At 35.0% G+C, this 22,493-nt stretch carries 21 protein-coding genes and 1 other RNA gene; 11 read left to right on the top strand and 11 right to left on the bottom strand.

Features of this window, described 5'->3' with window-relative positions; all coding sequences use genetic code 11:
* The coding region (locus ACRHOC_RS07385; protein WP_431157951.1) for an Ig-like domain-containing protein at positions 1-4,261 on the bottom strand (4,261 nt) is incomplete at its 3' end.
* A 313-nt stretch (positions 4,262-4,574) separates the two neighbouring features.
* Here ACRHOC_RS07385 and ACRHOC_RS07380 point away from each other — a divergent pair.
* The 4 genes from ACRHOC_RS07380 to ACRHOC_RS07365 all read left to right on the top strand — a co-directional run bounded on the left by ACRHOC_RS07380 (position 4,575) and on the right by ACRHOC_RS07365 (position 8,657).
* On the top strand, positions 4,575-5,060 hold the full coding sequence (locus ACRHOC_RS07380) for a SixA phosphatase family protein (RefSeq protein WP_431157950.1): 486 nt from the start codon (positions 4,575-4,577) through the stop codon (positions 5,058-5,060).
* Positions 5,060-7,114: a polyphosphate kinase 1 gene (gene ppk1 / locus ACRHOC_RS07375; protein WP_431157949.1), complete on the top strand. Its 2,055-nt coding sequence runs from the start codon at positions 5,060-5,062 to the stop codon at positions 7,112-7,114. The genes ACRHOC_RS07380 and ppk1 overlap by 1 nt, the downstream gene beginning before the upstream one ends.
* A gap of 1 nt (position 7,115) precedes the next feature.
* Positions 7,116-8,021 (top strand): Ppx/GppA phosphatase family protein, encoded by a 906-nt coding sequence (locus ACRHOC_RS07370; protein ID WP_431157948.1) that lies wholly within the window; start codon positions 7,116-7,118, stop codon positions 8,019-8,021.
* 105 nt (positions 8,022-8,126) lie between these two features.
* A complete protein-coding gene (locus ACRHOC_RS07365; protein ID WP_431157947.1) occupies positions 8,127-8,657 on the top strand; it encodes a porin family protein in 531 nt (176 codons plus the stop codon).
* Between the two features lie 50 nt (positions 8,658-8,707).
* Here the strand turns inward: ACRHOC_RS07365 and ACRHOC_RS07360 are convergent, their stop codons facing one another.
* Together ACRHOC_RS07360 and dnaX are read right to left on the bottom strand one after the other, a co-directional pair.
* Positions 8,708-9,289, bottom strand: a complete 582-nt coding sequence (locus tag ACRHOC_RS07360; protein ID WP_431157946.1) for a tRNA-(ms[2]io[6]A)-hydroxylase — start codon at positions 9,287-9,289, stop codon at positions 8,708-8,710.
* A 10-nt stretch (positions 9,290-9,299) separates the two neighbouring features.
* Positions 9,300-11,015, bottom strand: a complete 1,716-nt coding sequence (gene dnaX, locus ACRHOC_RS07355; protein ID WP_431157945.1) for a DNA polymerase III subunit gamma/tau — start codon at positions 11,013-11,015, stop codon at positions 9,300-9,302.
* Between the two features lie 99 nt (positions 11,016-11,114).
* On the opposite strand from dnaX, the gene rnpB reads away from it, so the two are divergent.
* Positions 11,115-11,432: RNase P RNA component class A (gene rnpB / locus ACRHOC_RS07350), an RNA gene on the top strand.
* Between the two features lie 44 nt (positions 11,433-11,476).
* Here rnpB and ACRHOC_RS07345 read toward each other — a convergent pair.
* From ACRHOC_RS07345 to ACRHOC_RS07325, 5 genes are all read right to left on the bottom strand, one after another.
* Entirely contained in the window at positions 11,477-11,992 is a 516-nt protein-coding gene (locus ACRHOC_RS07345; RefSeq protein ID WP_431157944.1) for a hypothetical protein, read from the bottom strand.
* 102 nt (positions 11,993-12,094) lie between these two features.
* Positions 12,095-12,865 (bottom strand): hypothetical protein, encoded by a 771-nt coding sequence (locus tag ACRHOC_RS07340; RefSeq protein WP_431157943.1) that lies wholly within the window; start codon positions 12,863-12,865, stop codon positions 12,095-12,097.
* Positions 12,866-13,010: 145 nt separating this feature from the next.
* Positions 13,011-13,544, bottom strand: a complete 534-nt coding sequence (locus tag ACRHOC_RS07335) for an RsmD family RNA methyltransferase (protein ID WP_431157942.1) — start codon at positions 13,542-13,544, stop codon at positions 13,011-13,013.
* The gene (locus ACRHOC_RS07330) at positions 13,544-14,350 is read right to left on the bottom strand and encodes a DUF3822 family protein (RefSeq protein ID WP_431157941.1); all 807 of its coding nucleotides are present in this window, start codon (positions 14,348-14,350) and stop codon (positions 13,544-13,546) included. The genes ACRHOC_RS07335 and ACRHOC_RS07330 overlap by 1 nt, the downstream gene beginning before the upstream one ends.
* 2 nt (positions 14,351-14,352) lie before the next feature.
* Complete coding sequence (locus tag ACRHOC_RS07325; RefSeq protein WP_431157940.1) at positions 14,353-15,081, bottom strand: hypothetical protein; 729 nt, start codon at positions 15,079-15,081, stop codon at positions 14,353-14,355.
* A 155-nt stretch (positions 15,082-15,236) separates the two neighbouring features.
* Here ACRHOC_RS07325 and ACRHOC_RS07320 point away from each other — a divergent pair, with 155 nt between their 5' ends.
* The 6 genes from ACRHOC_RS07320 to ACRHOC_RS07295 are packed head-to-tail and all read left to right on the top strand — an operon-like array spanning position 15,237 to position 20,390.
* Entirely contained in the window at positions 15,237-16,679 is a 1,443-nt protein-coding gene (locus ACRHOC_RS07320; protein ID WP_431157939.1) for an ATP-dependent DNA helicase, read from the top strand.
* A 4-nt stretch (positions 16,680-16,683) separates the two neighbouring features.
* Positions 16,684-17,259 (top strand): DUF4126 domain-containing protein, encoded by a 576-nt coding sequence (locus ACRHOC_RS07315; protein WP_431157938.1) that lies wholly within the window; start codon positions 16,684-16,686, stop codon positions 17,257-17,259.
* Positions 17,260-17,290: 31 nt separating this feature from the next.
* Complete coding sequence (kdsB, locus tag ACRHOC_RS07310; RefSeq protein ID WP_431157937.1) at positions 17,291-18,019, top strand: 3-deoxy-manno-octulosonate cytidylyltransferase; 729 nt, start codon at positions 17,291-17,293, stop codon at positions 18,017-18,019.
* Positions 18,010-18,723: an HAD family hydrolase gene (locus tag ACRHOC_RS07305; protein ID WP_431157936.1), complete on the top strand. Its 714-nt coding sequence runs from the start codon at positions 18,010-18,012 to the stop codon at positions 18,721-18,723. The genes kdsB and ACRHOC_RS07305 overlap by 10 nt, the downstream gene beginning before the upstream one ends.
* Before the next feature lie 34 nt (positions 18,724-18,757).
* Positions 18,758-19,840: an iron-containing alcohol dehydrogenase family protein gene (locus ACRHOC_RS07300; protein WP_431157935.1), complete on the top strand. Its 1,083-nt coding sequence runs from the start codon at positions 18,758-18,760 to the stop codon at positions 19,838-19,840.
* A 1-nt stretch (position 19,841) separates the two neighbouring features.
* Positions 19,842-20,390 carry a 1-acyl-sn-glycerol-3-phosphate acyltransferase gene (locus ACRHOC_RS07295; protein ID WP_431157934.1) on the top strand — a complete coding sequence of 183 codons (549 nt, stop codon included), beginning with the start codon at positions 19,842-19,844 and terminating at the stop codon, positions 20,388-20,390.
* Positions 20,391-20,591: 201 nt separating this feature from the next.
* On the opposite strand, the gene ACRHOC_RS07290 is transcribed toward ACRHOC_RS07295, so the two are convergent.
* From ACRHOC_RS07290 to ACRHOC_RS07280, 3 genes are all read right to left on the bottom strand, one after another.
* A complete protein-coding gene (locus ACRHOC_RS07290) occupies positions 20,592-21,068 on the bottom strand; it encodes a nuclear transport factor 2 family protein (RefSeq protein ID WP_431157933.1) in 477 nt (158 codons plus the stop codon).
* A gap of 101 nt (positions 21,069-21,169) precedes the next feature.
* On the bottom strand, positions 21,170-22,141 hold the full coding sequence (locus ACRHOC_RS07285; RefSeq protein ID WP_431157932.1) for a sodium-dependent bicarbonate transport family permease: 972 nt from the start codon (positions 22,139-22,141) through the stop codon (positions 21,170-21,172).
* Between the two features lie 40 nt (positions 22,142-22,181).
* Positions 22,182-22,490, bottom strand: coding sequence for a hypothetical protein (locus ACRHOC_RS07280; protein WP_431157931.1), 309 nt, complete (start codon positions 22,488-22,490; stop codon positions 22,182-22,184).
* Between the last annotated feature and the right edge of the window lie 3 nt (positions 22,491-22,493).

Here is a 22,493-nt window from a genome sequence, read left to right as displayed (position 1 = left end):
CATTAGAGGCTAACCAAGCGTTAAGAGCAGTAGTATTACCAGAACCATCACATTCAACAGTACTATCACTAGCAACTGTATCGATTGTAGGATTAGTTTTGTCTTCAACAGTTATAGTTTGAATAACTGTTGTAGCATTTCCACACTCATCGGTAGCTGTCCAAGAACGAGTAATTACAGACTCATTGGCACAACTTCCAGCAGCTACTGCATCGGTATAACCAACATTAAATCCACTACAAGAGTCGGCTAAACCGCTAGGCGTTCCTGTTAAACTTGTATCGTCTGGATTATCTGTACACTCAATAGTTACATCTGCGGGAGCAGTAATAGTTGGAGCGGTAGTATCTTCAATAGTAAAGGTTGCTGATGTTGAAGCGGTATTTCCACAAGCATCAGTTGCTGTAAAGGTAACAGTCGCAGATCCAGTTGCTCCACAGTCATCGCTAAGTGCTGTAAAGTCATTGGTCCATGTTACACCGCCACAGTTGTCTGAAGCTACGGCACCACCATTAGAGGCTAACCAAGCGTTAAGAGCAGTAGTATTACCAGAACCATCACATTCTACAGTACTATCACTAGCCGCTGTATCGATTGTAGGATCAGAAGTGTCTTCAACAGTAATAGTTTGAGTGGCATTAACAGCGTTACCACAATTATCTGTGATCGTAAAAGTTCTTAAAACGATTAATGGACAATTGTTTGTTGATGTAACAGTATCAATATAGGTAATGCTTTGAATATTGAAATCATCACTTGCGTTATAATCGGCATTTGAAGCAAATACATTTTGTACATCAGCTGATCCTGAATCGTTAAATTCAAATACTGCATTTGTATTATTTATATCGCTTGTGTCACATCCTTCAAATGTTATTGTACTAGGAACTGAAATTTGCGGGTCTTCCGTGTCGTCATTATCGACTGTCGTACTTACAATTATTGAACATCCATTTGCATCTGTAATAAGAATATTATAATTATCTGCTGATAAGTTTTCAAATAAGCCTGAGGATTGATTCGTTGTACCATTGTCAATAGAATATTGATATGGACTTGTTCCACCTGATGCAGAGGCATCAATACTACCAGTAGCTTCGCCAAAACATTCTGCATTTACTACAGTATTAATATTTCCAGTTAATCCAGATGATGGTTCATTAATTGTTACTTGGTTATTAGTAATACAACCATTTGCGTCCGTAATGGTTACAGTGTAATCTCCTGCAGTCAAATTCGTTAGATCTTCATCTGAACTTCCATTATTCCATGAGTAGGTGTACGGTGCCGTACCTCCAGAAACTTCTAAATCAATTGCGCCTGTAGCTTCTCCAAAGCACAGTACATCAGTTGTACTAGAAATTGAAGAATCTAAAATAGCAGGTTCTGAAATTATAATTTGAATAGAATCTGAACAATCATTCGCATCCTTAATATAAACCGTGTAAGTACCAGCTGAAAGATTTTCAAAAACACCGCTAGTATTACTAAAGTCTATATTATCTAAACTGTATGAATATGGTTCTTCACCAGAACTACCCACAACAGTCAATGAACCATCACTAAGTCCATTACAGCTTACATCTTCATGGCTAGCAGTATCTTCTGAGATACTTGTGTTAATAACTGTAACATCAAAACTACAAGTCAATTGTTCAACTTCACCATTAGTTCCGATATAAGTGGCAGTATATATAACTGTCGTATCACCATCAGGGAAATCATCACCAGGATTATAATTAGATGTTACTGTAAAGTTTATACCTCCAGTACAACCTGCATCAACAATCGTTGCATTATAATAGATTCTATCGATTTCTATTTTATCACCGCCATTGGCATTTGGACTATCAAAATTGAATTTTACTTTATATATGTCACTAGCAACAGTATTTGGGACAATTATAGTGTAAGAACCATCCGTTGTAATGCCAGTAACAGAATCTGAATAAATAACTGCATTTGTATCTGGATTTAAGAATTCAAGAGTCCAGTTAACTGTAGCTGTAACATCTATTAATTCAATATTAAAATCTACACCAGCAGACGTGTCTATGTACTGTGATGGTGTAATAAGGTAAGAATCTTCATATCTCGTACCAACAGATCCAGATGATTGGAAAATTCTTAAATTATCTGCTCCAGTTCTTTGCGCATAATTAAATTCCCAACAACCAGCTCCGAAAGCCGATTCTGGCAAATCAAATTCCATATTAAAGGAATAATCATCTCCAGGAACCGAAGTACAACATTGGTACGTAAATGAAGGCGGTGTCCAAACAACAGGCGTACCTCCGTCTTCCTCGCTACAAACCGTATCAACGCTTGTTGGACAATCGGATACATTTATTTGGCATGATACTTCCGCAGGTTCTGTTAGAGTTACGGAGTCATTGGCTATACAACCATTAGCATCAGTTACTGTAACGTTATATGTTCCAGCAGCTAAGCTCGAGAGGTCTTCGTCACTTGAACCATTACTCCAAGAATAAGTGTATGGCGCTACACCACCAGAAACTGATAGGTCAATAGCTCCAGAATTATCACCAAAACAAAGCAAATCAGTTCCAACTATTGAAGTGGTTAGTGCTGTTGATGGTTGGTTTACTGTAAAACTCTCTTCTATAAAACATCCATTAGTATCTGTTATAGTTACCGTGTAGGTACCATTTCCAACGTTACTTAAATCTTCAGTAACTGCACCATTACTCCAAGAATACGTATAAGAACCACTTCCACCAGAAACTGTAATATCAATAGCGCCAGTTTCTTCATCAAAACAAAGTACGTCGGTTACTGTCCCTGTAGCACTAACGGCAGATAATACAATTGCATTACCGCTATATGGTGTTGTACAACCAGCCAGTTTATCTCTAATAACTAGGTTATAAGTTCCAGCTGGAATATTATTAAAATTAGGAGAATCTTGGTATGTAGAACCTCCATCTATTGAGTATTCATAATTAGAATCTAAAGGACTTGTTACCTCAAGAATAAAATCATCTGGACCAGAATCACAACTTATCGCGAAAGCTGGATCATCAGGATAGTCCCTATATTCAATTGTAACATTTGCAGTGTCACATACTGAGGTATTTGGAGCCGGTAAACAAACTTCATATTCAAAAGTTACATCTCCAGTAAACTCAGGTGAAGGAACATAAGTGTAAGTACCATCAGTGTTGAAAGTAAATGACTGGCCTGCTGGGCTAGGAGGTGTCACTATTGAATAGGTAGATCCTAGAGGTACGTTATTACCAGTATGTAAATCACCAGAAAATGTACCATCCTGACATTCAAATTCTTGTTGATCAACAGCATACTTCTGTAAAATGAAAAATTTTCCGTCACCATCATCATTGGTTGCGGAAACAAATTCTATTCTACTGATCATTGATCCTGTGGGCGCAATATTATTCAGTTCATACAATGCAATCGCTATCGATTGACCATTAGCAATTTCTCTATCAGATTCCCAATAGTCAGAATTGGCTGATGGTTCATTAGGTCCATCACCACCAGTTAAATTTCCATCAGTCCTGATAAAAGTATCACCGAGGGTGGTTTCAGTTGTTTCACCAGGTAGTGTTCCTATAAATCTTACATAAAAACAATTGTTTCCCCCTCGTTCGGTAACTGCAATTACGCCTCCAGCATTTGATGGGATTGGCGGATCATAATATAAAGTCTGTAGTTGTGCATCAGTTTCATCCTCACCATTTGTACCATTTACCTCATCAAAAACTAAACATACATTATCTCCGTTTCCACTTGATTCAAAGAAAAAATTCAAATTTCTAGATTGGAATGAGGCAAGTGCTGCATCATCCCAAGTAGTACTATCATTAATATCTAGAGTGGCTGTTGCACTTGTATTAACTAATTCGCCGGTAAATGCACCTGCTGTAAAAGGAGGTACAGCATTTTGGTTATGCAATCTTATTGCATTACGATTATGACCTCCTGGCCCTAATCGCGTCAGCTGATATCCAGAAGGGACAACGAACGTATTAAAAATTGCACCATCAATGGTAATAGATTCTATAGTAGCGGCTCGATTATTTTCTGTTCCGTCAATATCACCATTATTGTTAACATCTTGAACATCGGACCATTGAAAGGTAACACCAGTTCTAATGGAAGGTTCCTGTTGTCCAACAACCTGAGCCATTCCAAATAATGGAATAGCAAGAAAAAGCATTACAATCAAATGCTTTATCGAATTACTAGGTATTGAAACACAATTGTACTTGTTTCTCATAATATACATAATAACTTCTAATGTCATATGTCACAATAAAGATTCGATAAAACTGCGCATGGCAATCTCACCTTATCCTCTTTGTGTCATTTGTTTTTGTTTAACTAGAAATACTGAGGGAAGTATTGTTAATGCAAATGCGCTCACGGATGGATTAATATGTTTTTGATTTGGGGTCATTTACATTAATTTTACAAGCAAATCAACCTATTACAGTTGGTTTTAACAAACATTAGAGTTAAAGCGGCAAAATAATCGTTAAAACGGACATATACAACATTTTATCGAAAAAAATTGCATTTAATCGAGTAATATGAAGACACTTTTTTTAGTTAGACATGCCAAATCTTCGTGGGAATTACCTGTTGGAGATAAAGAAAGGCCTTTGAAAACCAGAGGTTTAAAAGATGCACATCTTGTGGCTAATAAATTTTTAGAGCGTGAAAATTTTCCTGTTAAAATTTTTACAAGTCCTGCCAAAAGAGCTATAGAAACATGTAAAATTTTCGTGAATATATCAGAAAAAGATGATTTAGACGTGTCGATTATCGATGATTTATATGATTTCAACGGTACAAATGTTATCAAATTTTTACAAAACTTAGATAAAAGCCTCGATTCAGTAATGATATTTGGTCATAATCATGCATTCACATCAATTTCTAATATCTTTGGTGACCGCTATATCGAAAATTTACCCACAAGTGGATTGGTAAAAATTAATTTTGATACCAATGATTGGAGTCATATAGAACATGGACAAACTGAATTGATAATTTTCCCCAAGGATTTAAGATAATGGTCAAACATAAAAATAGATATATAAACCGTGAATTAAGTTGGTTACAGTTTAATGCAAGAGTATTACAAGAAGCTGCAGATGTAACTGTTCCTCTCATCGAACGACTACGTTTTTTAGGAATCTTCTCAAATAATTTAGATGAGTTTTTTAAGGTACGATATGCAACTGTAAAACGAATTTTTGAAGCTGGTAAAGGTGGAAAGAGCGAGTTAGGTGGTATAAAAGCAGAGGAATTACTCGAGCAAATTACTGGAGTTGTTATTAATCAACAAAGTGAAAGTCTTGAGATTCTAAACTCTATTTATAAAGAGCTAGAAACTCAGAATATTCATATTATAAATGAATCAGATATTGAGGACGATCAACATGAGTTTATAAAGAATTATTACTTTCAGGAGTTGAGTCCTGCTTTGGTAGTAATAATGCTGAGTGAGGATATTGCATTACCAGAATTAAAGGATAGTGCGGCCTATCTCATGGTAAGAATGTCCATTAAGGATAGTAAAGATAAATTTGCCTTGATTGAAATCTCAAAGGCAATGGACCGTTTTATTGTGCTACCAAAGAAAAATGGTTCTGATTATATTATAATGGTAGATGATATATTAAGATATTGCCTTGATGACATATTTAATATTTTTTCCTACGAAAGTATATCGGCACACATGATCAAAATCACCAGAGATGGTGAGCTCGATTTTGATAGTGATTTAAGTAAGAGTTTTATCCAAAAGCTGTCACGTAGTGTAAAGGATAGACAAAGTGGTGAACCTGTAAGGTTTGTTTATGATAAAGAAATAGATAGGCATACGCTCGATTTTCTATTGAATATTATGGAAATTGATTCTAATGATAGTATTATTCCAGGAGGGCGTTATCATAATAGACGAGACTATATGGGTTTCCCAAGTTTAGGAAGGTCAGATCTCCTTTATGATAAAATAAAACCATTACCAGTTAAAGGTCTAAGTTTACAAACTAGTATTTTCAAAACAATTGCTGAGAAAGATTATTTGGTTTATACACCTTATCATACTTTTTCATATATCGTAAAGTTTTTGAGGGAGTCTGCTTTAGATCCAAGTGTTAAAACGATTAAGATTACGATTTATAGGCTTGCTCAAATTTCACATGTTGCAAGTTCGCTAATCAATGCCGCAAAAAATGGTAAAGAGGTAACTGTTTCAATAGAGTTGAGAGCAAGATTTGATGAGGAAGCAAATATCAACTACGCAGAACAAATGCAAGACGCAGGCGTAAAGATGTTGTTTGGTGTAACAGGTCTAAAAGTGCATTGTAAAATGTGCGTGGTTGAACGCGAGGAAAATAATAAACTTAAGCGTTACGGATTCATTAGTACTGGTAATTTCAATGAGTCTACAGCTAAGGTTTATACTGATTTTACCCTCTTAACTGCAAATTCTAAGATTCTCAAGGACGTCAATAAGGTTTTTGGTTTTTTTGAAGTTAACTATAAGGTTAATAGATATAAGCATATAATTACATCACCACATTACACTCAATCTCGACTATTTGCATTAATAAATGAGGAAATTCAAAATGCAAAAGAAGGTAAAACGGCGTACATAAAGCTTAAAATGAATAGTATATCTAATTACGATATAATCGATAAACTCTATGAAGCAAGTCGAGCAGGTGTAAAAATAAAAATGATTGTACGTGGCTTATGTTGTCTTGTTCCAGGAGTTGAAAATATGAGCGAAAACATTGAGGTTGTTAGTATTATAGATAAATTTTTAGAGCATACTAGATTATTTGTATTTGCAAATAATGATAATCCTAAAGTGTTTATTTCCTCAGCCGATTGGATGACTAGAAATATTCATACTCGTGTAGAAGTGACGTGTCCAATTTATGATGAGGACATTAAAAAAGAACTTCTTGAACTATTCGAAATATGTTGGAATGATAATGTTAAGGCAAGAATAATTAATGAGGGCCAAGACAATACTTATAAACGTAACACGAACGAAAAAATTAGAGCTCAATTCGATACTTACAAGTATTACTTAAACAAATTAGAGGGATAAAATGCTGAAGATTCAGAAATATGCAGCTATTGATATTGGTTCTAATGCTGTACGTTTATTAATATCTAATATTATTGAGCAACCAGGTAAACCTGTTGTTTTTAAGAAGAATTCTCTTGTGCGTGTTCCCATTCGTTTAGGTGCTGATGTTTTCCTTAATGGTGAAATTTCAGAATATAACCAACAGCGAATGATTGATACTATGACAGCTTTTAGTTTATTAATAAAATCTCACGGTGTTGTAAGATACAAGGCATGTGCGACCTCTGCCATGCGAGAAGCGAGTAATAGTTTAAAACTAACAGAACGTATTGTTGAAGCATGTGGTATAAGTATCGACATTATTGATGGTGACGAGGAGGCCGCCATTATTGCGGCTACAGACTTACACACGTTTATAGATCCTAACAAAACGTATCTATATGCGGATGTTGGTGGAGGAAGTACAGAATTTTCAATAATTCACAACGGTAAGAAAATCCAATCTCGATCTTTTAAAATCGGTACAGTAAGGCTTTTAAATGATATTGTAAGTAAAGAAACATGGACTGCCCTCGAACATTGGATAAAAGAAACTACAAAAGATTATGATAAAATCGAATTGATAGGATCTGGTGGGAATATCAATAAAATATTTAAAATTTCTCGTAAAGATCTAGGGAAACCATTGACTTACTTCTATTTAACGTCGTATTATAAAATGCTTCAAAGCTATTCTTACGAGGAGCGGATAACAGAGTTGAATTTAAATCAAGATAGGGCAGATGTTATTATTCCAGCAACTCGTATTTACTTATCAGCCATGAAATGGAGCGGTGCTAAACATATTTATGTGCCTAAAATTGGACTTTCCGATGGTATTATTAAGAGCGTATATTACGAAACTGTTTCTAGTGAAATTGTTTAACCAGCCTATGTTAATTACCATTTATGGGATGTTTTAGCCTGAAAATCTAATAAAATAAAATGGTTTAATATTTTCAGTTATATTGATAACCTCAAATTTATTATTATGAAAAATTATTTATTAGCCTTTTTACTTGTGTGCACAACTAGTATATGTATGGCACAAGATGTGAGTTATGGTGTAAGAGGTGCATTAAACATATCAAATTTAGATTTTGATCCTGATCCTAATTTTGAAAATAAACATCGCAATGGTTTTGCCTTCGGTGGTTTCGCAGAGTTTGGATTGTCTGATAATGTTTCTTTGTTGACTGAATTACAATGGTCTGCAGAAGGTGGTAAGGACGAAGATATTAGAGCTGATTACATACAATTACCAATACAATTAAGAATTTCTCCTTCTGATCGCTTGTCTTTAGGAGCAGGTCCTCAAATAGCTTTAAAAACTTGGAAAAATGAGGATGCTTTTTCTACTTTAGCTTTTTCTGGAGTAGTAGGAGCTGAGTATATGATTACGTCAGACTTATTTATCGATGCCAGGTTCTCATTTGGACTAACTAATATCCTAGATGAAGATCTTACAGATCGTAAAGCCAAAAACAATGTGATTCAATTTGGTTTTGGTATTAAAATTTAAAGAACAAATAAAATAATATAATTAAGCCTCGGTAAATCCGAGGCTTTTTTTTATCCATGTATCGTTTCTTTGGTTCCTAAATCCTTTATTATTTCTGCTTCATAATTTAGGAGCTCTTGCCATTTCTTATCAACGTCGTCTCTATCTCCATACTGTCTGGCAAATTTTAGAAACATCGTATAATGCCCAGCTTCACTAATCATTAGTTTTCTGTAAAACTTGGCTAGTTTTTTATCCTCTAATTCTTCCGATAAAAGTCTAAACCTTTCACAACTGCGTGCTTCAATTAACGCAGCGTAAAGCAGTCGATGCACTAACTGAGTGGTTCTGCTACCTCCTTTAGGAAAGAACTTCATGAGTTCAACAACATAAGCATCTTTGCGATCTCGCCCGAGGATCCATCCTCTTTCAATGATTTTGTCATGAACCATTTTAAAGTGACTCATTTCTTCATTAACTAAGTCGGTCATCTCTGTAACAAGTTCTGTGTATTCAGGAAAACTTACAATAAGTGAAATGGCAGTACTCGCAGCCTTTTGCTCACAGTAGGCGTGATCGGTAAGTATTTCTTCAATATTTTTTTCTACAATATTTACCCATCTTGGGTCTGTAGGTAATTTTAATCCTAACATTGTTTTTCTATTAAATATCTAATCCAAATGTTTTTCTCAATATTTCGATATTGGGATTCTTCTCTTTTAACTTATCATACTTTTCTTGCGGTGTAAAAGCATATTTTTTTGCAACCTCTTCATTTACTGAAATATCTAAGTGAAGATCGTAATTGCGCAAGGTTTTTTTCAAGTAAGATAATAGTGGATATTGTGCACGTTCTAGCTCAATTTTATTAGTATTATTTGAAAAGGTTAAGCAAATTGAAGACTCTTTAATCTGCGGTGTTTCCATTTCAAATATTGAAGCTAATATCTTTTCACCCTTACGATGAAGTGATTCTGTATACTCTTCCCAAGCTTTAACCAAATCATCTTGAGAAACTGGTTCAGTTGGTAAATCCTCTTCATCAATTATTACATCTAATTGCCTTATTTGGTGTTCCTTCTTTTCTCGTATACTTTTAAGTGACAAACCAGAGGTGACCTTACCTGGTTTCTGAATAGATATTTTAGGAATTACAGGTTCTGCAACAGCTTCAACCACAGGTTTTTCTGGAGCTACTTCTACTTCAGAAATAGTTTCTTCTTTTGTTTCTTTTTTGGGTAATTCTACAGGAACAGGTTTGATCCCTCTAGCCTTAAAGTAACTCGGTGCAATTATAAAGTGTTTATTGTTTTTTTTTTCTCCATCAAAAGTGATAGAGGCTAATTGCATTAAGGTTAACTCAACTAATAATCGCTGATTTTTACTCGTCTTATACTTAAGATCACAATCATTGGCTAAGTTTATACCTTGCATGAGAAAAGCGTGTGACGCTTTTTTACTTTGATCAATATATTTTTGTTTAGTGTCTTCACCAACTTCAAGCAATTCAATCGTTTCTTGATTTTTGCATACCATTAGATCCCTAAAGTGGGAGGCAAGACCAGCTATGTAATGATGACCATCAAAACCTTTTGCAAGCACTCTGTTAAATTGTAACAGGAGTACAGGGATTTTATTCTCTAAGATTAAATCCGTGCTTTCAAAATAGGTTTCGTAATCTAAAACATTCAGGTTCTCCGTGACAGCCTGGCGCGTCAAATTTTTGCCAGAAAAACTAACTACTCTATCAAAAATCGATAGAGCATCGCGCATCGCACCATCTGCTTTTTGAGCAATAATATGTAAAGCATCATCTTCGGCCTTCACACCTTGTTCCTCAGCAATGTACTTTAAGTAGTTTTTCGCATCAGTAACTGTAATACGTTTAAAATCAAATATTTGACATCGAGATAAGATCGTTGGAATGATCTTATGTTTTTCAGTCGTGGCTAAAATAAAAATACAATGCTTAGGAGGTTCTTCAAGAGTCTTTAAAAACGCGTTAAAGGCGGCTTGAGATAACATGTGTACCTCATCGATTATATAGACTTTATACTTTCCAATCTGTGGAGGAATACGGACCTGATCCGTAAGATTTCTGATATCGTCTACAGAATTATTAGAAGCGGCATCGAGCTCAAAAATGTTAAAGGCAAAATCCTCATCTTCACTTGTATTACCATCACTATTTATCATTTTAGCCAATATCCTAGCGCATGTTGTTTTACCAACGCCACGAGGTCCTGTAAATAATAAGGCTTGAGCTAAATGATTGTTTTCTATAGCATTTAAAAGCGTATTCGTAATGGCCTGTTGTCCTACAACATCCTTGAAGGTTTGGGGTCTATACTTACGTGCCGATACTACAAAATGTTCCATTGCAAATAACTGAATTACAAATTTAAGAATAACCAATAAATAGCCATTTTATCAATCTATAATTTAATAGTAGTTATTAACAATTTAAGTACTTTTGCCGATGCAGATTGTCTTATCGCTGTTTCAGTTTCTGAAATGGAGGAAAGTCCGAACACCATAGTGCAACATAGTGGTTAATAGCCACCGGCCGAAAGGTTAGGAAAAGTGCAACAGAAAGTATGTACAGGTAATGCTGTAGTGAAATCAGGTAAACTCTATGTGGTGCAATGTCATGTAAACCAATATTTGAGGATAGCACGTCCGATGTTGGAGGGTAGACAGCTAAAGATTATTGGTAACACTAATCTCAGATAAATGATAAGAAGCTATTTTTTAATGAATAGTGTACAGAATTCGGCTTATAGATTTGCGTTATTAAAAAACCTTCTCAAAATTGAGAAGGTTTTTTAGGTTTTAGAAAGTTATTCTTCTGCCATTTCGGTTTCAGTAGCCGATGCTTCTTGCATTGCACTTATCGCCGCGTTCATTTCTGTACCATCAAAATAGACATGTTCTGCCGTAATTTTACCTTCAGTGAATTGGACGGCCAAATGTACCGGAATACTTAATTCTGTGCCATTGACCATTTTACCATTATGTTGGCCCCAAAAATAGACCCAAGTTTCATCTTCCTTGTCGATTACCATTTCTATATAGCTTTTGTCTTTTTCAAAACCGTAAGAAGAGAAAAAAGCGGTCATACCAGTTAATTCTTCAACTCTGGCGTCTAAGGTTACAGGATCTTTAGAATTTACATAGATCTTTGCTGTATCAGAAAAGTGACTTCTCCATTTATCCCAGTCAGCACTTTCATATGCAGCGATTCCTGCTTCTAAGGTTTTAGTTTCATTAGATTCGGCAAAATATCTTTGTTTACGTTGCTCTTGACAAGAGACAACCAATACAAAAAGAAGTAGAACAATTATTAGTCTTTTCATTATTTTGATTATTTAGTTAAAATTCGATTTAAACATAAAACGATTAAGTTCTGGTAGATCCTAAGAACCTATTTTAACTCATGGTTAGGGTCTTAAATTTTTTTAATTATTAGCCACAGTTGATGTGTAACTTAAATCTGGTCGCATAGTACCTTCAACTTGGTCATATTTTGTAGCAAGCTTTATGACCTCCCAGAAAACAGCATCTTTGTCTTCACCTAATAATTTGTCGTTGTCGTGACCACCTTGCGCAACAGATAGATCGTCTGTTCCTGCAATAGCCACCATATAATAACTTTCTTCACTACCAAAGCCACTATGGTATACTTCGTAACCGTTTTTTACACCTTTTTCGGCGAACATTTTTTTAACATTGGCCATGGCTGTATTCATTTCTTTACCGTGCTTTGGCGAATAATAGAGGAAATGATATTCACGGTGGTTCTTACCAGCTGTGCTATAACCTTCTGGTATATGGGATAAGCTTGGAATATAGTGCACTACAGAATCACTATGGGAATCATAGCAGTCATCCATTTTGTCGAATAGCTTCCCTAATTCTTCCTTACCCATTTTGTCGCCTAAATTACCCATAGGATTTTTATCTAGGTCTGCCATACTTTTAATTGGAGTTACATAGACGTACCTTCCATCCTCAACGCTAATAGCTGTCCAGTTTGCACCTTCAACGTTGTGCTTATCACAATGTGCCTTTAGTTCTTTGGCCGCTTCTTCGTATTGTGCCATCATTCCGAATTTAACATTGTCCGTATGTACTGCGAACATTGTTGGTTGCGCATCTTGCGCACTGGAGATATTACATACGAATAACACCAGTGATAGGAGTAAAACTCCAGATTTTAAAATTTTCATGATTTAGTGTGTTTAAGTTAATAGCTTAAATACCATAACTAAGTGAAGAAAATCAAGGAATAGATATTAGCATTAATTATGCTAAGGCATATAAATTTAGTGAAAAATAATGATTGGGAAATTACCTACAGTGTTGACAATCAGTTTATTCGAAGAAACTAAAAGCGTTACCACCATAGTTCTTTTGGTATAAAAAACGATCTAAATTACTTAAGTCTGTGTGCTTAGAATGTTCAATAATTAAAAGACCGTCTTCTTCAAGAATTGCATTATTAAATACCAATTCTGGAATCTTTGAAAAGGCATCTAAATCAAAATTATAAGGAGGATCTGCAAAGATTATAGTAAAGCTTTTTGAGGCTTTTTCTAGGTAAGTAAAAACATCAACCTTTATTGTATCTATAGGCATTTCAAAAGATTCTGCTGTTTCGTTTATAAATTTAATACAACCAAAATTATCGTCAACCGCAAGAATATTTTCAGTACCTCTCGAAGCAAACTCATAGCTAATATTACCAGTTCCAGAAAATAAATCTAAAACTGAAATTTCATCAAAATAGTATTGATTATTTAGGATATTAAAGAGCGCTTCTTTTGCCATATCTGTTGTAGGCCGTACTGGTAACTTTTTTGGCGCTACAATACGTCTTCCTTTATGCGAACCTGAGATTATTCTCACTAAAATGAATTTAGAATTAAAAAGTGTTGAAGACGTGCAGGCGCATCAATACTTTCATTAAAGGTGAATGAATTTTGGGGAACTGCAAGTCGCACATGTCTTACATAAGTGTAAAGAATAGTGAATAAAGCGTCACCTTCTTCAATATTTCCACTCAAGGTTACTTGTGTGGCCTCAGTATCTAATTGTAACTGCTCAAAAACAAAAAGGATATAATAAATAAAGTCTTCCTTAGTATGGTATTCAAAGACATTGAAAAGTTGTATTTCCTTACCATGAACGACAAGAACTTCTATAGAACTTGAATTTACATTAATAAAAACTTGTACATCTTCCGTCCTATTTGCGCTTTGCAGAATAGCATCGATTAATATAGTAGATGAATGTTTATAGGTAAACGAGCCGAAGGTGTCGAATATGTAATTATTAATGTTTACGTATGGGACATAAACATTTACACTATTATTAACGACCAAGTCATCTGTGGCTAAGAAATCGGTTTTTAAGATTTTTGAATTAAACTTTAGATAATCAGCTTTGTGATTTTCATTATACAATGCAGAAGGGACTAAAGTTGAGAGTTCATTTTGATGCACAACTAACACCTCCTTAAAATCATCAGCAAATACAGTATTACTACTTAGCTCTGTCTTTAATCTTTTAAGTATATCAAAAGGGGTGAGCTTAGTATCAAAGTCTAATCGATTTAGATATTCGATTTCATTTGAAGTTCTATTAAGTATGCAAAAAGAAAGTCCATTCAAATTTACTTGAATGGACAATTCTTTAATATTATTTGTAGACAAAACTACTGTTTTTTAGAATAGTTTTTAGGCCAGTTACCTGTTGTATTAACTTCTTCCATTGAGCCTACAGTCAATTTAGATCCGTTTACACCATCAACAGAAACAACCTGGTTTTCTTTCTCAACCAAATACTTTTCTTGATCGTTTAGGATAACAGATTTTTCAACGCTCGCTTGAAAAACAGGAATCTCTTCTAATTTTCCTGCCTCTAACTTAAATTTAGCACCTTCTTCACCGATACCAACATCTGCCATTGTTTTATAACGGTCACTACCTCTAAAAATTGAATCTTTTACAAACCAATGATCTAATGTATCTATCAAAGTGATAGTTTTCATTGTCTCAACGCCACCAAAAGCACGTGTTCTTTCTTCATCTAAAACTAAAGTATCTCGTCTTTGAGTAATAGGAACACTGTCAACATCTATAAAATTTATTAGCTTCTCAAAAGAATCTGCATATTCACCTTTTACTTCTTTGTATGCTAATTGAGAATCTCTTATATCTACTAAGCGATCAATAACAACTGCGTAGCGTTTTACTTTTAATTGATTGAACTGAATTTCTTTGTAGACAGACATAAACGTAATATAGCCCAAGTAAATGATCAAACCCCAAAGAAGGATATTAATGATCGGTTTTAATTTACTAGGAACAAATTTGTCTATTAACCATACAATTCCAATGGTTAAGAGTATAATAACTACGATAGCAATGATTACGTTTAACATATTCTTATTAATTAATTAGGTCTATCGCAAATCTACAATTTTTTTTTGTTCGTAAAAACTATCTAAATAAAAATCATTTAATTTCTATAACTCGTTTTAATAACACTATTTTTAACATCGTATAACGCTATATTGAGTTACTATTTTTTGTTGTTATGATTGACAATGCATCGGCATTTTACACCTTAATTAAATCTAAGTTCCCTTTTGTACCAACGACCAAGCAAGACAAGGTCCTTATGGAGTTATCTCAGTTCTTATTTGATAAGTCTTCTAATCGAATTTACTTATTAAAAGGATATGCAGGTACTGGTAAAACAAGTATTACAGGTACGCTGGTCTCTAACTTATGGCAAGCAAAAAAAAGTGCAGTGTTATTAGCGCCAACAGGAAGAGCTGCTAAGGTAATTTCTAACTATTCAAAAAAAGAGGCCTTTACCATACATAAGAAGATATATTTTCCAAAAAAGGAAAAAGGAGGAGGTGTTAAATTTGTAATGCAACCTAATAAGCATCGCAATACTATTTTTATTGTTGATGAAGCTTCAATGATTCCCGATACACCATCGGACTCTAAATTATTTGAGAATGGTTCACTTTTAGATGACTTAATGCAATATGTCTATTCTGGGCATCATTGTAAATTGCTTTTAATTGGTGATATGGCCCAGTTACCTCCAGTAAAATCTGATCTGAGTCCGGCTTTAGACGAGGATAAATTGTCTTTAAATTATAACAAAGAGGTGACCACAACAGAATTGGATGAAGTCGTAAGGCAAGAGCAAGATTCTGGTATTTTAATTAATGCCACCGAGTTAAGAGCTGTTTTAGAATCTAATTTTTACGATAGTTTTAAATTTAATGTATCATCATTTGCTGATATTGTGAGATTAATTGATGGTCATGAGATTATGGATGCCATCAATGATGCGTACAGTAATGATGGTTATGAAGAAACGGCCATTATAGTAAGAAGTAACAAACGTGCCAATCTTTACAACCAGCAGATAAGAGAACGCATTTTATTTAACGATAGTGAATTAACTACTGGAGACTATTTAATGGTTGTAAAGAACAACTACTTTTGGGTGAAACCAACGACCGAAGCTGGTTTTATTGCCAACGGTGATATCATTGAGGTCCTTGAAATTTTCAATATAAAGGAGTTGTATGGTTTTAAATTTGCAGAAGTAAAGGTAAAGATGGTCGACTACCCTAGAATGCGACCTTTTGAAACGGTACTTTTTTTAGATACTATAAAAGCAGAAAGTGCTTCACTCAGTTATGAAGAATCTAACCGTCTTTATACAGAAGTTTCAAAGGACTATGCTAACGAAACGTCTAATTACAAACGATTTCTTGGTGTTAAGAACAATAAATATTTTAATGCCTTACAAGTTAAGTTTTCTTATGCCATAACTTGTCATAAGTCGCAAGGTGGCCAATGGAATACTATTTTTGTTGAGCAACCGTATTTACCAAACGGCATGGATAAGGACTATGTAAGGTGGTTATATACTGCAGTGACACGAGCCAAAGAAAAGTTATATCTAATTGGTTTTAAAAATGATATGTTTATTGAAAATGATATAAATTAGAGAGATGGCAACTGAGACTATATTAAGTATATTTCTGGGTATTGGTTTGGCTGCATCTGTTGGTTTCAGAGTGTTTTTACCGCTATTTGCATTAAGCCTTGCTTCGTATTTCAATGTTTGGGAACTTAATGAATCCTGGGGATGGATTGGTAGTACTACAGCACTCATTACTTTAGGTGTTGCGACATTGGTAGAAATTGTTGCTTACTATATTCCAGTAGTTGATAATGCATTAGATACAATCGCAGTGCCATTAGCTACCATTGCAGGCACGGCTGTTATGGTCTCAACCGTTGCAGATTTAAGTCCAGTAATTACTTGGGCCTTAGCAATAATTGCAGGAGGTGGTACAGCAGCAGCTATAAAAAGTACAACATCTACAACCCGTTTAGGGTCTACGGTATCAACAGCGGGAATAGGTAACCCAATATTTTCTACGATTGAAACGGGAACTTCAATAGTCATGTCGATCATTGCAATTTTTTTACCTATCGTAGGTATAGTGTTGGTATTATTGATTTTTTACCTCATTTATAAAGTATATAAAAAGATAAAACCTAAACGAAATAAGTCAGTCTAAACCCGTATTTTTGGTTAACTAAATAAGTAAAATGAAAGTTATATCCATGATACCTGCACGCTACAGTGCATCAAGGTTTCCAGGTAAATTAATGCAAAATCTGGCTGGTAAATCTGTGATTTTAAGGACATATGAGGCTACGGTAGCTACAGGCTTATTTAGCGAGGTATATGTCGTAACTGATAGCACCATAATATTCGATGAGATTGTAAATAATGGCGGTAAGGCTATAATGAGCCAAAAGGAGCACGAGTCTGGTAGTGATAGAATTGCCGAAGCAGTTGCTTCTGTCGATTGTGATATTGTGGTTAATGTACAAGGTGATGAACCTTTTACAGAACGCGGAAGCCTTAGCAAGGTCTTAGAAGTATTTAAGGATGACTCGGAAAAGGAAATTGACTTGGCTTCTCTTATGGTAGAAATAACCGATTGGGATGAAATAAATAATCCAAATACGGTGAAGGTTATCGTAGACCAAAATAATTTTGCACTTTACTTTTCAAGAAGTCCAATTCCTTACCCAAGAGATAAGGAAACCGGCGCAAGATATTTTAAACATAAAGGTATTTATGCCTTCAGAAAAGAAGCCTTATTAGATTTTACGGTATTACCAATGCAATTTATTGAAGCGACCGAAAAAATTGAATGTATACGATATTTAGAATATGGAAAGCGCATAAAAATGGTAGAAACTCAAATTCAAGGTGTGGAGATTGATACGCCTGAAGATTTAGAGCGTGCCAAGAAATTATGGAAATAGATTATACAAACATAAAGGTCATTGGTTTCGATGCGGACGACACGCTATGGGTTAATGAAACCTATTTTAGAGAGGCGGAAGAACGTGTTGGTATTTTATTATCCCATTATGAGACACCAAATAAAATAGACCAAGAGCTATTTAAAATGGAGATGAAAAATCTTCCAATCTATGGTTATGGTGTAAAAGGCTTTGTTTTGTCCATGGTTGAACTAGCCATCGAGCTTTCTAATGGTAGAGTTTCTAATGAAATCATCGGTAAAATATTAGATATAGGCAAGGAGATGATTAATAAGCCAATAGAATTATTAGAAGGTGTTGAGGATACGTTGGCTACCTTATCTCGAGATTACCGTCTTATCTTGGCTACTAAAGGTGATTTATTGGATCAGGAACGTAAACTCGAAAAGTCAGGATTGTTAGACTATTTTCATCATATTGAAGTTTTAAGTGAAAAGCAAGAAGGGAATTATTCTAAGTTATTAAAGCACTTAGACATTGATCCTGCAGAATTCTTAATGGTTGGTAATTCACTTAAGTCAGACATATTACCGTTGGTAAATATAGGAGCACAGGCCATTCATGTTCCATTTCATACCACATGGGAACATGAAAAGGTTTCTGAAAAGGAAACCAATGGAATGTCTTATAAGACGGTAGAAAGTTTAACTGAAATTTTAAGTTGTTTCAAAGTAAAAGAATAAAGTAAGTTTTATTTTTGCTCAAGAATTAAAGTAAATGATATATAAAAATTATCCGATGGTGTCTAGAGTCGTTTTTGGACGTGGAAGTTTCAATCAACTTGATGAAATTTTAGCTTCAAAGCGCCAGGGTAGGGAAGCACCATTTATATTTTATGTCGATGATGTGTTTAAGGGGAACCATTGGTTAACTTCGAGAATTACACTTTCTTATAAAGACAAAATCATTTACGTTCCGACTAAAGAAGAACCAAAAACCTCGCAAATCGATAAGTATGTCGAGGACATTATATTAGAATTTAGCGAATTACCTTCTGGCATAATTGGTATTGGTGGTGGTATTGTAATGGATATCGCTAAAGCGGTGTCGCTAATGCTCACAAATAAGGGTGAGTCTAAAGATTACCAAGGTTGGGACCTAATTAAGAATCCGGCGATATACCACGTTGGTGTGCCTACTATATCTGGTACAGGTGCTGAGGTATCTCGTACTACTATATTAACTGGCCCAGAACGTAAGTTGGGTATTAATAGTGATTTTACGCCTTTCGATCAGGTTATTTTAGATCCAGAATTAACTAAAGACGTCCCAAAAAATCAGTGGTTTTATACAGGTATGGATTGCTTTGTTCACTGTATAGAGTCTTTAAATGGGACATATTTAAATGCCTTTAGTCAAAGTTATGGTGAGAAGGCACTAGAACTCTGCAAGGAAATTTTCTTGGGTGACGATTTATCTCAGGAAGAGGCTCAAGACAAATTAATGATGGCCTCTTGGCATGGTGGTATGAGCATTGCATATTCTCAAGTTGGTGTTGCGCATGCCTTAAGTTATGGACTGAGCTATTTACTTGGTGTAAAACATGGTATTGGAAATTGCATTGTGTTTGATCATTTAGAAGACTATTATCCTGAAGGTGTGGCAATGTTTAAGGCCATGAAAGCGAAGCATCAAATTGATTTGCCTGTAGGTATTTGTGCAGACCTTTCGGACGATCAAATTGATATTATGATAGATGTGGCGCTAAGCTTAGAACCGCTCTGGGAAAACGCCATTGGTAAGAACTGGAAATCTAAAATTACCAGGAATACGTTAATGGCACTTTACAAAAAGATGTAAAATGCGTTGGCTAGCAAGATTCATTTATTTTAAGCTGTTAGGCTGGAAGATTGTTGGCAATACCAACTTTTCAAAAGATACCCTTAATAAAGCGGTTATAATAGCCGTTCCACATACAAGTTGGCACGATTTCTATATTGGATTATTATTAAGAACGATTACCAACATAAAGGTTAATTTTATTGGAAAAAAGGAGCTCTTCAAATGGCCTTTCAATTACTATTTTAGGGCTATTGGTGGAAGACCAATTGATAGAACTTCTGGGCAAAATAAAGTAGAAGATATTGCCAAACTCTTCGACCAAGAGGAGGAATTTAGATTAGCACTTGCGCCAGAAGGGACTCGGAAGAAAGTGGAGCAATGGAAAACCGGGTTTTATTATATCGCCAAAGCGGCCAAGGTGCCTATCATTATGTTCACCTTAGATTTTAAGAACAAACAAAATAAAGTCTCAGAACCCTTTTATCCTACGGATGATATTGAGGCTGATTTTAAGTTTATGAGGTCTTTTTATAAAGACGCTGTTGGAAAAATTGAGGCCTACACTTAATCGATAAAATCAGCAAAGACTTTTATTTTATCTAATAAATTTCCCGTTACTCACTCAAATTCAACAGTTTAACTTATGATGTATACATTTAGGTATAAGATTTGATATATGTCTTGGAACTATCCATATGCAATGAAACATAAAGTAAACTATTCAAGTCCCTAAAAAGAAACATTGCAATTCAAAAAAAGCTATCTCGTGTTAACTAGATAGCTTTTTTTCTTTCATGTATTTATCGAGTAGATAATTGGTCTGTTTGTTGAGCTTATTTCTAAAGAAGCCAGTACCACCCAGAATTAGGCCTTTAAAGCCCATGGCTTGCTTGGCCCATTTATGGAGATTAAACACATCGATGTGTTTTATGATTTTACCATCCTTAAACTCAAAAGTTGCATCAATTTTATTGTGCACAGGTCTTCCTGTTTTGCTAAAATTATAAAAGGCCTCCCAATGGGCTTTTCCTGTCTGGCTTTCTGAAGACACTTGAGAGTGTACCACCTTAAAGTTTTTTCCTTTTTGCGATTGGCAAAGCATAGACCACATGGCTTTAGCTCGCTCACCTTTGAGTTGCCCAAAGGCAGGATCTTCAAAGATGATATTATCATGATAGTAAGCATTCATTTTATCGGCATCTAACTGATTAAAGGCCTCATAAAACCCGTTTATAATTTCATCCATATTTGTATAAGTCTTGTAACGAAAGTAATCAATTATTTTGTTGAAAATAAGGAAACAAAAAAAGCCTCTATTCCTAGAGGCTTCATAATTTGCTAACCAAATTAAAATAACTGGCACATCTGTATGATGCATAAATATAAGGGCATACCGAGTGTTATATTAAAGGGAAATGTAATTGCAAGCGCCATTGGCAAGTATAAACTTGGATTGGCTTTTGGCACAGCAATACGCATAGCAGCAGGTACTGCTATATAAGACGCACTAGCTGCAAGAATTGCAAAAAGCAATCGATTTCCTTCATTTTGCGTGAATATTGAACTGATTACCGCAACAGCACTACCATTAATTATTGGGATAACAATAGCAAATATTAAGGCAAACCAGCCCTTTTTTACAAAAGCACCTAATTTTTTTCCACTAGTAATTCCCATGTCTAATAAGAATACAGCGAGGAAACCTTTAAAAATATCGGTAGTAAATGGTTTAATGCCTTGTGCCTGCTGTTCGCTCGCTAAAAACCCTACTACTAAACTTCCTAAGATAAGCAGTACACTACCATTGGTAAGGGCATGTTTAACGACCTTACCCATAGAAATCTTTACAGCATTCTCTCTATCAAACATAGATATCAATAGAAGACCAACGATAATAGAGGGTGCTTCCATTAAGGCCATAACGGCTACCATATGGCCACCAAAAGAAATCTGTTCAATTTCTAAGAAGGAAATGGCAGTCACAAAGGTTACGGCACTTACCGAACCATAAGCTGCTGCGATGGCACCAGCATTGGCGACACTAAATTTTCGCCTTAAGATGAAATAGGTGTAAATCGGTACAACAACCGCTAATAAAATTCCAAACAAAAGCGACCAAATAATTTCCATATTTAGGTCGCTGTGTGAGAGCTCTTGTCCACCCTTGAACCCTATAGACAAGAGCAAGTATAACGAAATGAACTTTGAGGAGTTGGGTGGTATTTCCAAATCACTCTTTAGTTGTACGGCAATAATCCCTAGAAAAAAGAATAAAAGTGCCGGATTCGTTAAGTTGTCGAATAAAAGGTGTAAGTCCATTTTAATAAAATTGCCTACAGCAATTATTTATAAGCACTACTTATTTTACAAAAGAGATGTTTAACGTTCCATTGATAACGACATTATAGCCTTCTTTTCTAGCAATGGAAATGTAGTCCTTAGCAGTTTGCTTAGCACCGTTTAATTCTTTGATTCTGTTATTTTCATATGTTGTGTCTGAATCCTCACAACCTTCCCATAAGCGTAGCTTTTGGATTTTATGAAAGTTCAATTTCTGATCGATGAGCGCGTTTACGACGTGCATAGCTTCAGAAGGTGTAAATAGACCTTCTACGAGTTGTACTTGTTGTTGCGCTTTTTCTACTTTGGTTTGTTCTGTATTAGTCATAAT

Source organism: Winogradskyella poriferorum (assembly GCF_050618035.1).
Lineage (GTDB): Bacteria > Bacteroidota > Bacteroidia > Flavobacteriales > Flavobacteriaceae > Winogradskyella > Winogradskyella poriferorum_A.
Note: the sequence above shows the minus strand (reverse complement) of the source record. Positions and strands in the feature narration are given on the sequence as shown.

Bases quoted from the DNA above. Each gene is read 5' to 3' on its own strand.
- ACRHOC_RS07380 (WP_431157950.1), top strand. From the start codon at position 4,575: ATGAAGACACTTTTTTTAGTTAGACATGCCAAATCTTCGTGGGAATTA.
- ppk1 (WP_431157949.1), top strand. From the start codon at position 5,060: ATGGTCAAACATAAAAATAGATATATAAACCGTGAATTAAGTTGGTTA.
- ACRHOC_RS07370 (WP_431157948.1), top strand. From the start codon at position 7,116: ATGCTGAAGATTCAGAAATATGCAGCTATTGATATTGGTTCTAATGCT.
- ACRHOC_RS07365 (WP_431157947.1), top strand. From the start codon at position 8,127: ATGAAAAATTATTTATTAGCCTTTTTACTTGTGTGCACAACTAGTATA.
- ACRHOC_RS07360 (WP_431157946.1), bottom strand. From the start codon at position 9,289: ATGTTAGGATTAAAATTACCTACAGACCCAAGATGGGTAAATATTGTA.
- dnaX (WP_431157945.1), bottom strand. From the start codon at position 11,015: ATGGAACATTTTGTAGTATCGGCACGTAAGTATAGACCCCAAACCTTC.
- ACRHOC_RS07345 (WP_431157944.1), bottom strand. From the start codon at position 11,992: ATGAAAAGACTAATAATTGTTCTACTTCTTTTTGTATTGGTTGTCTCT.
- ACRHOC_RS07340 (WP_431157943.1), bottom strand. From the start codon at position 12,865: ATGAAAATTTTAAAATCTGGAGTTTTACTCCTATCACTGGTGTTATTC.
- ACRHOC_RS07325 (WP_431157940.1), bottom strand. From the start codon at position 15,081: ATGTTAAACGTAATCATTGCTATCGTAGTTATTATACTCTTAACCATT.
- ACRHOC_RS07320 (WP_431157939.1), top strand. From the start codon at position 15,237: ATGATTGACAATGCATCGGCATTTTACACCTTAATTAAATCTAAGTTC.
- ACRHOC_RS07315 (WP_431157938.1), top strand. From the start codon at position 16,684: ATGGCAACTGAGACTATATTAAGTATATTTCTGGGTATTGGTTTGGCT.
- kdsB (WP_431157937.1), top strand. From the start codon at position 17,291: ATGAAAGTTATATCCATGATACCTGCACGCTACAGTGCATCAAGGTTT.
- ACRHOC_RS07305 (WP_431157936.1), top strand. From the start codon at position 18,010: ATGGAAATAGATTATACAAACATAAAGGTCATTGGTTTCGATGCGGAC.
- ACRHOC_RS07300 (WP_431157935.1), top strand. From the start codon at position 18,758: ATGATATATAAAAATTATCCGATGGTGTCTAGAGTCGTTTTTGGACGT.
- ACRHOC_RS07295 (WP_431157934.1), top strand. From the start codon at position 19,842: ATGCGTTGGCTAGCAAGATTCATTTATTTTAAGCTGTTAGGCTGGAAG.
- ACRHOC_RS07290 (WP_431157933.1), bottom strand. From the start codon at position 21,068: ATGGATGAAATTATAAACGGGTTTTATGAGGCCTTTAATCAGTTAGAT.
- ACRHOC_RS07285 (WP_431157932.1), bottom strand. From the start codon at position 22,141: ATGGACTTACACCTTTTATTCGACAACTTAACGAATCCGGCACTTTTA.
- ACRHOC_RS07280 (WP_431157931.1), bottom strand. From the start codon at position 22,490: ATGACTAATACAGAACAAACCAAAGTAGAAAAAGCGCAACAACAAGTA.